The sequence below is a fragment of the Nocardia sp. NPDC058705 genome (assembly GCF_042749305.1).
Taxonomy (GTDB): domain Bacteria; phylum Actinomycetota; class Actinomycetes; order Mycobacteriales; family Mycobacteriaceae; genus Nocardia.
The window spans coordinates 62,175-75,828 of sequence record NZ_JBHYRN010000026.1 but is presented as its reverse complement, the minus strand read 5'-3'; the positions used below and the strand labels follow the sequence as shown (position 1 = coordinate 75,828).

Sequence of the window (13,654 nt, the reverse complement as noted above, 5' to 3'; positions counted from 1 at the left end):
CGCCGCGGGTGTTCGGCTATACGACGATTTTGGGTCTGCGGATCAGGATCGACATGATCGCCGCTATCCCACAGAGGGCTCCTGCCACGTACCAGGCGAGGTCGTAGGAACCCTGTAGATCGCGGATGAAGCCCGCACCGGTGGCGGCGATGGCGCTGCCCACCTGGTGGGCGGCGAAGACCCAGCCGAAGGCGATGGGGCCGTCGGCGCCGAAGAGTTCGCGGCACAGCATCACCGTCGGTGGGACGGTAGCGATCCAGTCCAGGCCGTAGAACACGATGAACACCCACATGCTGGGCTGGGTGTGCGGGCCGAGCAGCGACGGCAGAATCAGCAGCGACAGGCCGCGCAGTGAGTAATAGCCGAGCAGCAGGTATCGCGGGTCCACGCGGTCCGACAGCCATCCCGAGGCGATGGTGCCCGCCACATCGAAGACGCCGATCAGTGCCAGCAACCCGGCCGCGGTGGTCGGTGGCATGCCGTGATCGTGTGCGGCGGTGACGAAATGGGTGCCGACCAGGCCGTTCGTCGAGGCGCCACAGATCGCGAAACCGCCTGCCAGCAGCCAGAACCCGGGTCGGCGCGCAGCCGAAGCGAGCACCTTCAGCGCCCGGTTGGCACCGCCCGTGGCCGGGACACGCTCTCCCGCATCCGAATCCGCAGCGGCACCGTAGGCGCGCACACCGACATCGCTGGGGTAGTCCCGCACGAACAACCACACCAGCGGCACCACCGCCAACGCCACCGCCGCCACGATCAGCGAGGGCAATCGCCACCCGTGGGCGTGGGCCAGCATCGATACCACCGGCAGAAATATCAGCTGACCGGTGGCCCCCGCGGCGGTGAGTACGCCGGTGACCAGGCCACGGCTGCGGACGAACCACCGTCCGGTGATGGTCGCGACGAACGGCATGGACATCGATCCGACGCCGATACCTACGAGGAGTCCCCAGGTCGCCACGAGCTGCCAGGCCTGGGTCATGAACACCGTCAGCCCGGCGCCCGCGGCGATCAGCACCAGCGCCGAACACACCACCTTGCGGATGCCGAAACGATCCATCAGCGCGGCGGCGAACGGCGAAATCAGGCCGTAGAGCAGCATATTCAGCGAGACGGCGGTGGAGATCGTCGCGTGTGACCAGCCGAATTCGGTGTGCAGCGGCTCGATGAGCACACTCGGCACCGAGCGGAAGGCGGCGGCGCCGAGCAGGGCGACGAAACCGACGCCCGCCACGATCCAGGCGGGGTGGAGTCGACGGCGTACGTCATCGACCGATGCCGGTGCTGGAGCGAGATTGTCGGCCGGATCGTCGCCTGTGGGCGGCAGGGGCGCACGTAAATCGGTCACCAGGCCAGCGTGCCGGATCACGCCCCCGCGAGCGAGTGGCCGGTGTGACACGTTTCGCCAATATCCTGCCATCGAGGGCCGAGCCGTCATGCAGCCGGTCACCGAGCGTGCCCGAGGTCAGCGCGCACGCCGCACCGACCCACCTTCGAACACGGCACCCGCTCGCCGGTGTCGACCAGACTGTCGACACCGGCGCCCGGGCGGCCTACCGTTCGGACAGAACCACTTGCGATGCTCGACAGGCCAACCGGATTCGGTCGATGGATCGGCAGGTGCACCTCTTACCGGAAGGGAGACAGCATGATTCGCTGGACCTGGGCGTTTCTCGACCGGCCCGTCGATACGTTCGCCGCGTGCGCGCAGTTCTGGGCGGCGGTCACCGATTCCACCGTGTCGGCACCGCGCGGCGAACACGACGAGTTCGTGACGCTGCTGCCCGCCACCGGACCCGCCTGGATCAAAATGCAAGCGGTCGGTGACGACGGCGGCATCCACCTTGACCTCGACGTCGACGACATCCCCGCGGCGGTGGCGACCGCGACCGGACTCGGCGCCCGTGTCGTCGCGGAACTGCCCGACTTCACCGTGCTGGAATCGCCTGCGGGACAGACGTTCTGCCTCACCCCGGCCGCAACGGATGTCGGCCTCGGCCCGGCGCCGGTCACAGTGTCGACCGCGCCCGACGGCACCGTGACCCGCCTCGACCAGGTCTGCCTCGACCTGTCCCCCACCGACATCGACACCGACACCGCCTTCTGGCAGGCACTCACCGACTGGACGCACAAGCCCGGGCGCCGCCCCGAGTTCTCCCGCCTGCGCGGCCCCGACCAGCCGTTGCATTTCCTGCTCCAGCGCCTCGACGACCCCGGGCCCGCAGGCGCACACGCCGACCTGGCGTCATCCAACATCACCGCCACCGCCGCCTGGCACGAATCCCTCGGCGCCACCCGAATCACCGACGCCGAACACTGGATCGTCTTGCGAGACCCCGGAAACGCCCTGTACTGCGTGACTTCCAGGGACCCCTACACCGGCTGAGCCCTGTGACTCGAGGTCCGCGCGCGTGGCGACACGCACCGCCAGCTGGTCGATCTCGGCGCTCGCGGTGCTGGCAGAGTAGTCGGGTGCCTACGAACCCGACGATGACCGATTCCCTGCTCACCGCGCTGTGCCCGGACCTGCGCATCGCGCTGATCCGGGTCGGTTACGACGCCGACACGCTGGTCGAAGCATTGGGCCCGAATGTGCATGCGGCGCTGGGCCGTTCGGAGCCGGTTCCGGTACGCAGGGCCGCACGCGCGGCCGGTGATCTCGGCACGCTCGTGCGGTTGTTGCTGCTCGGCGACGCGCTGCCCGACCGTGACGTGGCCGCTGCGCTGGCGCCGGTTCGGGTCGACGACGCCGTCGCGGCGGGTCTGCTCGCGCGCGACGGCGACGAGGTCAGGGCCGCGCTGGATCTGCGTCCGCTCGACGCGGGCGCCGGGACGCGATGGATCCTGTCCGATCTCGACGACTCGATGCGACGTCGCACACTCACCTCCGATCACGTGCTCGGCGTCGGGCACGCATCACTGTCACTGCTGCGGGCGACGCCGACCGAACCGGTCGGCACCGTGCTGGACCTGGGCACGGGGTGCGGTGTGCAGGCTGTGCATGCGGCCGGTTACGCGGGCCGGGTCACCGCCACCGATGTCAACGCGCGGGCGCTGTGGCTGGCACAGGCCACCGCCGCGCTCAACGAACTCGACATCGAACTGCTCGAAGGGTCCTGGTTCGAGCCGGTCGCCGGACGACGTTTCGACCAGATCGTGGCCAATCCACCGTTCGTGGTCGGTCCGGCGCGCATCGAGCACACCTATCGCGACTCCGGGCTCGCCCTCGACGGCGCGAGCGAACTGGTCATCGGCAAGGCGCCCGAGCTGTTGGCGCCCGGCGGCACCGCGGCCATGCTCGCTGCCTGGGTGCACGTCGACGGCCAGGACTGGCGGCAGCGGGTCTCGAGTTGGTTGCCCGCGCACGGCGTCGACGCGTGGGTCGTGCAGCGCGATGTCGCCGATCCGGGTCTCTACGTCGGCACCTGGCTGCGCGACGCGGGCCTTGACCCCCGCGACCCGGCCGCCCAGGAACAGGCGGCGCGGTGGCTCGACGCCTTCGAGGCCGCCGAGGTGGCGGGTGTCGGGTTCGGGTTCGTCTATCTGCGGGCGATCGACGGGCCCACCGAACTGCTCGCCGAGGACCTCACCCACGGCTTCGACGACCCCCTCGGCACCGAAGTGGCCGGCTACTTCGCGCGATCGGCATGGCTGCGCGCGGTGGCCGCCGACGAGAACATCGCGTGGACTTCCCGTTTCGCGCCCAGCCCGGCGACCGCGTTGGAACGGGTGTACCTGCCCGGCGAGTTCGGCTGGACCGAGCAGGTGGCCCGGCTACATCGCGGCGACGGTCCGCGGTGGCAACACGAGGTCGACGAGTCCACGGTCGCGCTGGTCGCGGGAATGCGGCCCGACGGGCTGCCGTTGTACGAACTGATCGAACTTCTCGCTCTCGCCGACGGAGCCGAGCAGGTCACCCCGGAATTCGCCGCCCAGGCACTCGGGGTGGTCGCCGGGTTGGTCCGCCACGGTTTGGTGCGGCCCGTCTGAGGCGCTCCGGCGGCAGGGCGAGTTCCGACCACGGCATCCTTCTCAGGAACTTCTCAGCCGTTGGGGTCCGAACCAGCAGCTCAGGGCGGTTTACCGCGCACGAGATCGGGAACTTTCTCTAAGTCGGGTCCGTTGATCGGAGTAAGACACCACCGACAGGAGGCAAGTCATGACAAGCCCCGCCACCACTCGTTTGCGCCCCAGCGAGGCCGATATCGACGCCCAGAGCCCCGCAGCCGATTTGGTACGCGTGTACCTCAATGGTATCGGACGCACAGCGCTGCTCACGGCGGCCGACGAGGTCGAGTTGGCCAAGCGCATCGAGGCGGGCCTGTATGCCCAGCACCTGCTCGCGACCGGTAAGCGGCTGACCGCGGCCCGCAAGCGCGATCTGGCGATCCTGGTCCGCGAGGGCTCCGCCGCCCGCTCGCACCTGCTCGAGGCCAACCTGCGCCTGGTCGTCTCCCTGGCCAAGCGCTACACCGGCCGCGGCATGCCGCTGCTGGACCTGATCCAGGAGGGCAACCTCGGGCTGATCCGCGCGATGGAGAAGTTCGACTACGCCAAGGGCTTCAAGTTCTCCACCTACGCCACCTGGTGGATCCGTCAGGCCATCACCCGTGGCATGGCCGATCAGAGCCGCACCATCCGGCTGCCCGTGCACCTGGTCGAACAGGTGAACAAGCTCGCCAGGATCAAGCGGGAACTGCATCAGCAGCTGGGCCGCGAGGCCACCGACGCCGAACTCGCCAACGAGTCGGGCATCCCGGTGGAGAAGATCGCCGACCTGCTCGACCACAGCCGCGATCCGGTGAGCCTTGACATGCCCGTCGGCAACGACGAGGAGGCCCCGCTCGGCGACTTCATCGAAGACTCCGAGGCCACCTCCGCCGAGAGCGCCGTCATCGCAGGCCTGCTGCACCACGACGTGCGCAGCGTCCTGGCCACCCTCGACGAGCGCGAGCAGCAGGTCATCCGCCTGCGCTTCGGCCTCGACGACGGCCAGCCGCGCACCCTGGACCAGATCGGCAAGCTGTTCGGCCTGTCCCGCGAGCGGGTCCGCCAGATCGAGCGCGAGGTCATGTCCAAGCTGCGCAAGGGCGACCGCGCCGACCGTCTGCGCGCCTACGCCAGCTGATCGTAAATCTCGACGGCCCCACGGGGTCGTCTGCCGAAACGCCGACCGGCGACCGCGCACCCCTCCCCTCCGGGTCGCGAGCCGGTCGGCGTTGTTCGTCCTGCGGGCCGCGCACCACGCCGCGATCGGCTCATCGCGGCCCCCGCCGCGGACGGTGGACGGCAGGCTGACCGCCGGGAACCGAGTCAGGCCGTGGGTCAGCCGCTGTAGGTCCCCCGAGCAGGCGGGATTGCGCTCGGGGTGACGTCGAGCACGGGGTCAGGCCAGCCTGCGGGGGCCGGTGTCGAAACGGCTCGGTTCCGGGCCGATGCGGGCTCGGGCGTAGATGATCTCCGCCGAGGCCGCGGCGGCCAGCACGGGATCGCAGGAGAGTTCGCGCATCTGGGGGATGTCGTCGAAGAGGGCCGAAATGCGTTGGGCCAGTTCGGCCAGCGCGGTCTTGTCGACACCGGTGCGGCCCGGACCCTCCGACAACAGTGGTGCCGCGCGGGGTGCGTCGATGAGCGCGGTCGCTTCCTCCTCGGTCAGTGGGAGGGCCCGGTAGGCGCGGTCGCCGAGCAGGTCGATGATCATGCCGGACAGGCCGAATTGGATGACCGATCCGAACGAGGGGTCGTCGGTGACGCGCAGCACGCAGCCGACGCCCTTGGTCGCCATCTTCTGCACGTGCAGCAGCGGATCGCCGCAGATCTCCACCAGGTCGGTGTAGGCCTGGCGGACTGCGTCCGGCCCCCACAGGTCCAAACGGACGCCGATCAGATCCGGCCTGCGCCGCCACAGCTCCCCCGTCGCCTTCGCCGCGACCGGATAACCGAGCTCCTCGGCGGCGGCGACCGCCTGCTCGGCATCGCGGACAGCCCGGAACTCGACCACGTCGATGCCGTAGCACCCGAGCAATCGCGCCGCCTCCTCGTCGGTGAGCCACCTTCCGCCCGACTCCGTCAGCCACTCCTCAACCAGGGCCGCGGCAGCCGCGGTGTCGATCCCCGGCGGACGCACCACCGGCGAGATCGGCCGATCCCGCCACCGCGCGTACCGGTCGACCCTGGCCAGCGCACGCGCGGCCCGCTCGGGATCCGGATAGGACGGGATGGACCCGCGCGCCGGTGCGCCCCCGGTGGCCCGCACCGCCAACTGTCGCGGAATACCCGACTCCGCCACGAACGTCGTGAGTACCGGCTTGTCCGGCGCCGCCGCTGCGGCAGCCCGCAAAGCATCCCCGAAGCCTTCCATCGGCACCGGAACCGGCGGTGCGACCACAACGATCACCGCATCGACCTCGTCGCTGCGCAGCGCGGCGAGAATCGCTTCCCGGAAGTCGGCCGGCGTCGCCTCCGGCCCCAGATCCACCGGCCCATCCACGGTCTGTGTGGTCGGCCCCGCGCTGTCTCGAGACCGGCCGGTCGACCCACCACTGCCCGTGGTCAGATCTGTCGGCCCACCCTGACCCGTGGTCAGGTCGGTCGGCGCAGCATTGCCGCCGGTCCGGTCGCCCGCCGCCGCGCGCCCCTCTCCGCTGCCGGCTGGACCAGCGCTGCCCCCGGTCGTGTCCGTCGTCCCGGCGACCTCTGCGCCCCGACCTCTCCGCCGGGCTCGCAATCCCCACGCTGTCCGTCCGGCACGCTGCACGCCGTGTTCGGTGGGGCGGGCGCCGGGTCCTCGGTCGACAGCGGTGGCGGGCCGGTGCACCTGCAGGCCCTCGCTGCGGGCGGCGTCGATGGCCAGCCAGTTCAGCGCGGCGCTGTTGCCGACCACGGCGACGCGGGGGCCCATCGGGAGCGGCTGGCAGGCCAGGAGGGCTGCGCAGTCGAACAGTTCGGAGATGGAATCGACCTGGATGATTCCGGCCTGGCCGAAGAGGTCACGAACCACGGTGCGATCCATGTCGGCACCCGCCGCGAGGCGCCCACTGCTCACCGCGACGATCGGTTTTCCGCGGGCCACCCGACGCGCGAGCCGGGAGAACTTGCGCGGGTTACCGAAGCTCTCCAGATACAGCAGGATCACCTCGGTATCGGCGGCGGTGTCCCAGTACTGGAGCAGGTCGTTGCCGGAGACGTCGGCCCGGTTTCCTGCCGAGACGAACGTCGACAGGCCCAGGCTGCGGGCCGCGGCCTCGCCGAGGATCGCCGCGCCGAGGGGGCCGGATTGGCAGAAGAAGCCGATTCGGCCGCGTTGGGGAAGCACCGGGGCGAGAGTCGCGTTCAGCCCGACTGCAGGGTCGGTGTTGGCGATGCCGAGCGCGCTGGGGCCGACCACTCGCATCCCGTGCCCACGTGCCGCGGCGACCAGGTCGTGTTCGGCGGCCAATCCCGCCGCCCCGGTCTCGCCGAAACCCGCGGTCAGCACGACCAGACCCTTGACACCCTTGGCCATGCAGTCGTCGAGGACCGCCCCGATCGCGGCGGGTGGCACCGCGACCACCGCCAGGTCCACCTCGTCGGGGATCTCGCGCACCGTGGCGTAGGCCCGCACGCCGCGCACCGAACTCCGGTGCAGGTTCACCGGAAATATCGGCCCGCTGAAACCGCCTGCCAGCAGATTCGCGAGCACCGCACCGCCGACGCGGGTCTGTTCCGGCGAGGCGCCGATCACCGCTACCGAACCGGGTGCGAGCAGATTGCCGACGCTGCGCGCCTCCGAGGCCGCCTCCCGCGAATCCCGCACGGTGCGAAGCGCTTCGGTGGGATCGATGGCGAATTCGAGGTGTACTTCGGACCCGTCGCGGCTGCGCTGCAGTTGATAGCCCGCCTCTCGGAAGACCGTGATCATGGCTTCGTTCTCGGCCAGCACCTCGGCGACGAACGCGACCACTTCGTTCTCGGCGGCGGCGCCGGCGAGGTGCTCGAGCAGCACCGAGCCGAGCCCACGCCCCTGGTGCTCGTCGGCGATCACGAACGCCACCTCGGCCGCGCGGGGGCCCGGCCGGGAGAGCAGCTCGTAGCGGGCCACGCCGATGATCGCCGTGCCGAGCACCGCGACGAGTCCGACCCGATCGCGGTAGTCGACGTGGGTGGTGCGGTACATATCCTTCGGCGAGATCTGCGGGTACGGACCGAAATAGCGCAGATACCGGGTGCGATCGGACAGACCGGTGTGAAAAGCCGCGAGCGCGTCGGCATCGGCGGGCACGATCGGGCGCAACTGGACCACGCCACCATCGGCGGCGAGCACGTCGCCGTACCAATGTTGGGGCGGCGCAGGTGGATTCGCCGGGGTGTCGGAGGTGTCGGGCACCAGGGGTTCAGTCACGGGGATCCTCCGGGTCGAGTCCGAGCAGGCCGAAACTCGCCCGCCTGGTAGCCGTGATGGCGGTGTCGATCGCGCGCTGTGCGCGAATCTGGCCCGCGTCGCCGATCTCCGGAGTGCCGCCGGGACCGTCCCAGGCGCGGTAGGCGGTGTCGCCGCCGTCGCCCATGCTCGTCGGTGGTTGCACGCGCGGCGCGGACGCGCGGACCTGTTCGATCCAGTCGGTGGGCACGGGTGTGTCGGGGGCGAGGGGCCGGTCCAGCGCCGCGGCCAGCAGGTGGGTCCAGGCACGCGGCACCACCCGCACCACGCCGTATCCGCCGCCGCCGATGGCCAGCCACCGCCCTTCGGCGTATTCGTCGGCCAGGTCGCGCATCGCGAGGAAGGCCGCCCGCTGGCCGTCGACGGTGAGGTCGAGATCAGCGAGGGGATCCTCGCGGTGAGTATCGACACCGCACTGGCTGATGATGATCTGCGGCCGGAACGCGGCCACCGCACCGGGCACCACCGCGTGAAATCCCCTCAGCCACTGCGCATCCCGCGTCCCCGGCAGCAGCGGCAGGTTGATCGAGGTGCCTTCGGCCGCGCCGACACCGGTCTCCTCCGGCCAGCCGGTATTGGGCCACAACGTCGCCGGATGCTGGTGCAGCGACACGGTGAGCACCCGTGGATCGGCGTAGAACGCGCGTTGCACACCGTCGCCGTGGTGTACGTCGACATCGAGGTAGGCGATACGGTCGAAGCCGTGGTCGAGCAGCCACGAAATAGCGATCGCGGCGTCGTTGTAGACGCAGAACCCCGCCGCCGAATCCGGCATGGCGTGGTGCATTCCGCCACCGATGCTCACCGCGCGCCGGGTACGCCCTGCCGCGATCTCACGGGCGGCGGCGAGTGTGCCGCCCACGATCACCGACGCCGCTTCGTGCATGTGCGGGAACACCGGATTGTCGGCGGTTCCGAGCCCGTAGGCGGCGTCCTCGGGCGTCGGCGGGCCCTGTCCGGCCCGGCGGACCGCCTCGATGTAGGAGCTGCTGTGGACCCGCATGAGGTCGGCCTGGGTGGCCGCGCCGGGTGCGAGCGGCTCGACACCTTCGAGAACACCTAGGCTTTCGGCCAGCGACATGGTGTATTGCAGGCGGGCCGGCTTCATCGGATGCTCCGGACTCCAGGTGTAGCCGAGGAATCGCTCGGTCCACACGACGGTCCCTGCTGGTTCGCTGCGCGGCGACGTGACCATGCTCGCCACGCTAGCCGGAAGCAGCAGGCACCGTGTGGCGTTGACATGCAGTAGAAATAGGGCCGCTGGTCCGACGGGCGGACCGGCGTTCGCGCGTGGGTAGAATTCGTGTTGACGAAGGGGTATCAGGTGAAGGATCTGGTCGACACCACGGAGATGTATCTCCGTACCATCTACGACCTCGAGGAAGAGGGCGTGGTGCCGTTGCGGGCACGCATCGCCGAACGCCTCGAGCAGAGTGGTCCGACGGTGAGCCAGACGGTCGCGCGGATGGAGCGCGACGGCCTGTTGCTCGTCGCGGGCGACCGCCATCTCGAGCTCACCGACAAGGGCCGGTCCATGGCGGTGTCGGTGATGCGCAAGCACCGGCTCGCCGAGCGGTTGCTGGTCGACATCATCGGATTGGACTGGGAGAACGTCCACGCCGAGGCGTGTCGCTGGGAGCACGTGATGAGCGAGGAGGTGGAGCGGCGCCTGATCGAAGTGCTCAACCACCCGACCACCTCGCCCTACGGCAACCCCATTCCCGGTCTGGACGAACTCGGTCTCGCCGACGCTCCGGCCGCCGAGGAGAAGCTCGTGCGGCTCTCCGATCTGCCCCACGGCGCACTGCACGCGGTGGTCGTGCGCAGGCTCGCCGAGCACATCCAGACCGACCCCGAGGTCATCGGGCGGCTGCGCGAAGCGGGCGTGGTGCCCGACGCACGCGTGACCGTGGAGAACAAGCCGGGCGCGGTATTGATCACGGTGCCGGGGCACAACGGTTTCGAACTGTCCGAAGAGATGGCGCATGCCGTCCAGGTGAGGCTGGTCTGATTCGTGAAACTTCTTGTCACCGGCGGCGCCGGCTATGTGGGTGGCGGCTGTGCCGCCGTGTTGCTCGAGGAGGGCCACGAGGTGGTCGTCGTCGACGACCTCTCGACCGGTAATGCCGACGGTGTCCCCGCTGGTGCCCGGTTCGTCGAGGGCGATATCGCCGTGGCCGCCCCCGATCTGCTGCGCGCCGAATCCTTCGACGGCGTCCTGCATTTCGCGGCGCAGTCGCTGGTCGGCGAGTCGGTGGAGCAGCCGGAGAAGTACTGGCACGGCAATGTCGTGAAGACGCTGACGCTGCTCGAGGCGATCCGTGAGACCGGTACCCCGCGCCTGGTGTTCTCCTCCACGGCCGCGGTGTACGGCGAACCGGAACAGGTCCCGATCACCGAGGCCTCGCCCACTCGTCCCACCAACCCCTACGGTGCGAGCAAGCTGGCGATCGATCACGCCATCACCTCCTATGCGACGGCGCACGATCTGGCCGCGACCAGCCTGCGCTACTTCAATGTGGCGGGCGCCTATGCCGGGCTCGGTGAGAACCGGGTCGTGGAAACACATTTGATCCCCCTCGTGTTGCAGGTGGCGCTGGGCCACCGCAAGGCCATTTCGGTGTACGGCACCGACTGGCCGACGCCGGACGGTACGTGTGTGCGCGACTACATCCACATCCGCGATCTGGCGCAGGCGCATCTGCTCGCGCTGTCGTCGTCGCAGCCGGGCACGCACCGGATCTGCAATCTCGGCTCGGGCACCGGTTTCTCGGTGCGCGAGGTGATCTCGGCGTGCGAGCGGGTCACCGGTCTGCCGATCGAGACGATCGACGCACCGCGCCGCGCGGGCGATCCGGCCGTCCTGATCGCCTCCAGCGATCGCGCGGTCACCGAACTCGGCTGGCAGCCACAGCACAACGACCTCGACGAGATCGTCTCCGACGCCTGGGATTTCCTGCGTTCGCTCGGCACGAAAGCCCACAGCGCCCGCTGAATCGTCGACTGCCGCCGCTGAATCGTCGACTGCGGTCGCCGGATCACTTGTCGCATCCCGCGATCGGGCCGATGTCGACACCGAGGTCGGCCGCGATCTGATGACCGCAGTGCGCGAGTCTGCGCAGCCGTTCGGGTCGCAACCCGGTCTGCAGCGAGGTTTCGAGAAGCACCGCCATCGCGTGCTCGGCGTCGGCTTCGACGGCGGCGGCGATCGCGACGCCGGCGAACGGTCCGTCACCGCGCAGGTAGGCGCTGAATCCGAGCAGGGCCGCCGCCTCGGCGCGGTCGCTGCCCGGTGTCGCCCTGGCCAGCTGCGCCCAGAGCAGTTCGGCGGCTTCGGCGTGATCGCCCAGCGCAAGCCCGTACATGGCGTCGCGGATCGGCCTGTCACGCAAGGTCGCGGCCAGTCGGGCGAGTTCGCGTTCGGCCCGTGGCGAACCGGAGGCGGTGTCGGCGATCTGCCACAGCACCCATTCCAGTGCCCGCCGCTGGTAGGCCACCAGGTTCCCGGCGCGAATCGCCGCGGCGAGCCCGGCTCGGTATCGCGCGTCCGCCGCTGCGAGCTGGGTACGCACCCGTGCGCGCAGCAGATCGTCGGGGATCATCACTGCGGTCATCTCGTGGCGGGAGCCGCGAATCTGCTTGCCTTCCAGCACATGTGTCACCGCGACGATCGAGGACGACGGATCGGCGACCAGGCCGGTCGCGAAGGTGTCGAACACACTGCAGTAGCGTTCGCCTGCCGCGATCGCGGGCACCGACCAGGCGCCGCGTACCTCGATTCCCTCGTCGGCCAGCACCTCGATCAGGTCTATCGCGCGCAGGACTTCCTCGCCGTCGAACTCGGCGCGGTCCTCGACGAGCACGGCGAGCACCCCGGTCGACTCCTCGCGCAGGCAGATCGAGGTGAGGCAGGCGATGAACTGGTCGAACAGCCGCGTATCGGTGGCTACGTCCAGGTCGAACCGCACCACCGCCTCGATCGCGTCGGCGGCCCCGCCCGCGATGTCGTGCAGTACGGCGATGACGAGGGATCGTTCGGGAACGAAGCCGAGCAGGGCGGGCAGGGCTGCGATCAGTGCGCCGGGGTCGTCGACCCGCAGTGGTGGGCGCGGGCGTTTGCCGGGGTAGCCGGGGGTGGATTCGGCGCAGCCGAGTGCGCGGGGAAACGGTCCGGTGCGCGTGGCGCGGCGGGTGGAGTTCGTCGATGGCGTCATGGGTCCACCGTGCCCGGTGCCTGTCGGGCCACCAGTTCGGCGACCTGGGCTTTCATCTGCCCTGTGCATAGCGCCGAAGCTGTGGACTGATCCCGGTCCCGACGATGGACCCCGGGCGAATCTGTCACCGTCTCGTGGTAGGCGCTTCAGCTGCCGCGCACGGTGGCGACGGTGGTCGCGAACATGTCGTCCACGGCGGCCGTATCGGGTTGTCCCGCACCGAAAGTCATCGATGTGACGGTGATGCGGACGTCGCCGATCTGCCCGATCAAGGTCTGCATGGTCTGGGTCAGTCCGGCACCGCCGACATCGGGAACCACGGTGCGCCGCAACGCTATCGCATCGTCGGCACCGGCAGGGACGGCCTGGTCGAGCACGGTGGTGACAGTCGACCCCGCGCCCGCCCGCGAGACCTGGATCTGCCCGCAGCCGCGGAGTTGATCGCGCAGTCGCGACACCAGTTCGGGGCTGCGTGCCAGTTCGACGGTGAGGGTCGCTCGGCTGGCATCGTCAGTTCCGACCGCGACCGCCGCGGGTTCGCCGCCCGGTTCGACCTCGGGTGGTGCGCAGTGCGCGGGGCTCACGGTGTCGCCCATGCCGACCCCGTCGAGATCGCCCGCGGCCGCCGTCGCCACCTGCGCGGGCAGCACCACGGCCGGATACCGTGCGGGAAACTGCGCGGGCGACGGCAGCAGCTCGGCCAGCGGACCGTCGATGTGCCGTACCGACACCGCACTCTCGGCGACCGGCGTCCCGCTGACGCTCTCCGCGCACCCCGCCAGGGCACACGTCGCCGCCGCCAACCCCAGCCACCAGCGGCGCAGGCCCGGATCACCCGCGCGGATCTCTGTCGCACGCGCCACATTCACACCGTCCACTGTGCCCCACCACCGCTGACGGCCCGGCCCCGCCACGCCGTGCGGGAATTCATCCAGCGCCCCACGACCACCGTCAGACCCCGGGCCCGCAACGCCCTTCGGGAATGCATCCATCGCCCACGCTGTTGCCTACCAGGACGAGC

10 protein-coding genes are annotated in these 13,654 nt (G+C 70.0%); 5 read left to right on the top strand and 5 right to left on the bottom strand.

All coding sequences use genetic code 11. The features are described 5' to 3' along the window. Positions 1 to 16: 16 nt before the first annotated feature. Positions 17 to 1,348, bottom strand: a complete 1,332-nt coding sequence (locus tag ACFW6D_RS25270) for an MFS transporter (protein ID WP_379332012.1) — start codon at positions 1,346 to 1,348, stop codon at positions 17 to 19. Between the two features lie 300 nt (positions 1,349 to 1,648). Here ACFW6D_RS25270 and ACFW6D_RS25265 point away from each other — a divergent pair, with 300 nt between their 5' ends. The 3 genes from ACFW6D_RS25265 to ACFW6D_RS25255 all read left to right on the top strand — a co-directional run bounded on the left by ACFW6D_RS25265 (position 1,649) and on the right by ACFW6D_RS25255 (position 5,128). Continuing rightward, the gene (locus ACFW6D_RS25265; RefSeq protein ID WP_379332010.1) at positions 1,649 to 2,386 is read left to right on the top strand and encodes a VOC family protein; all 738 of its coding nucleotides are present in this window, start codon (positions 1,649 to 1,651) and stop codon (positions 2,384 to 2,386) included. A gap of 104 nt (positions 2,387 to 2,490) precedes the next feature. After that, on the top strand, positions 2,491 to 3,990 hold the full coding sequence (locus ACFW6D_RS25260; protein ID WP_379332008.1) for a methyltransferase: 1,500 nt from the start codon (positions 2,491 to 2,493) through the stop codon (positions 3,988 to 3,990). A 169-nt stretch (positions 3,991 to 4,159) separates the two neighbouring features. Beyond that, the gene (locus ACFW6D_RS25255) at positions 4,160 to 5,128 is read left to right on the top strand and encodes a sigma-70 family RNA polymerase sigma factor (RefSeq protein ID WP_379231998.1); all 969 of its coding nucleotides are present in this window, start codon (positions 4,160 to 4,162) and stop codon (positions 5,126 to 5,128) included. A gap of 258 nt (positions 5,129 to 5,386) precedes the next feature. Here the strand turns inward: ACFW6D_RS25255 and ACFW6D_RS25250 are convergent, their stop codons facing one another. Next, entirely contained in the window at positions 5,387 to 8,380 is a 2,994-nt protein-coding gene (locus tag ACFW6D_RS25250) for a GNAT family N-acetyltransferase (protein WP_379332006.1), read from the bottom strand. Further along, the gene (locus ACFW6D_RS25245; RefSeq protein ID WP_379332004.1) at positions 8,373 to 9,614 is read right to left on the bottom strand and encodes an acetoin utilization protein AcuC; all 1,242 of its coding nucleotides are present in this window, start codon (positions 9,612 to 9,614) and stop codon (positions 8,373 to 8,375) included. Before ACFW6D_RS25245 ends, ACFW6D_RS25250 begins: the two co-directional genes overlap by 8 nt. Positions 9,615 to 9,743: 129 nt before the next feature. Here ACFW6D_RS25245 and ACFW6D_RS25240 point away from each other — a divergent pair, with 129 nt between their 5' ends. Both ACFW6D_RS25240 and galE read left to right on the top strand, forming a co-directional pair. Then, positions 9,744 to 10,430: an iron dependent repressor, metal binding and dimerization domain protein gene (locus tag ACFW6D_RS25240; protein ID WP_379332056.1), complete on the top strand. Its 687-nt coding sequence runs from the start codon at positions 9,744 to 9,746 to the stop codon at positions 10,428 to 10,430. A 3-nt stretch (positions 10,431 to 10,433) separates the two neighbouring features. After that, positions 10,434 to 11,414: a UDP-glucose 4-epimerase GalE gene (galE, locus tag ACFW6D_RS25235; RefSeq protein WP_379332002.1), complete on the top strand. Its 981-nt coding sequence runs from the start codon at positions 10,434 to 10,436 to the stop codon at positions 11,412 to 11,414. Positions 11,415 to 11,457: 43 nt separating this feature from the next. On the opposite strand, the gene ACFW6D_RS25230 is transcribed toward galE, so the two are convergent. Both ACFW6D_RS25230 and ACFW6D_RS25225 read right to left on the bottom strand, forming a co-directional pair. Further along, positions 11,458 to 12,633 carry a DUF4192 domain-containing protein gene (locus ACFW6D_RS25230; RefSeq protein WP_379332000.1) on the bottom strand — a complete coding sequence of 392 codons (1,176 nt, stop codon included), beginning with the start codon at positions 12,631 to 12,633 and terminating at the stop codon, positions 11,458 to 11,460. A 146-nt stretch (positions 12,634 to 12,779) separates the two neighbouring features. After that, on the bottom strand, positions 12,780 to 13,625 hold the full coding sequence (locus ACFW6D_RS25225) for a sensor domain-containing protein (protein WP_379331998.1): 846 nt from the start codon (positions 13,623 to 13,625) through the stop codon (positions 12,780 to 12,782). Positions 13,626 to 13,654: the final 29 nt, after the last annotated feature.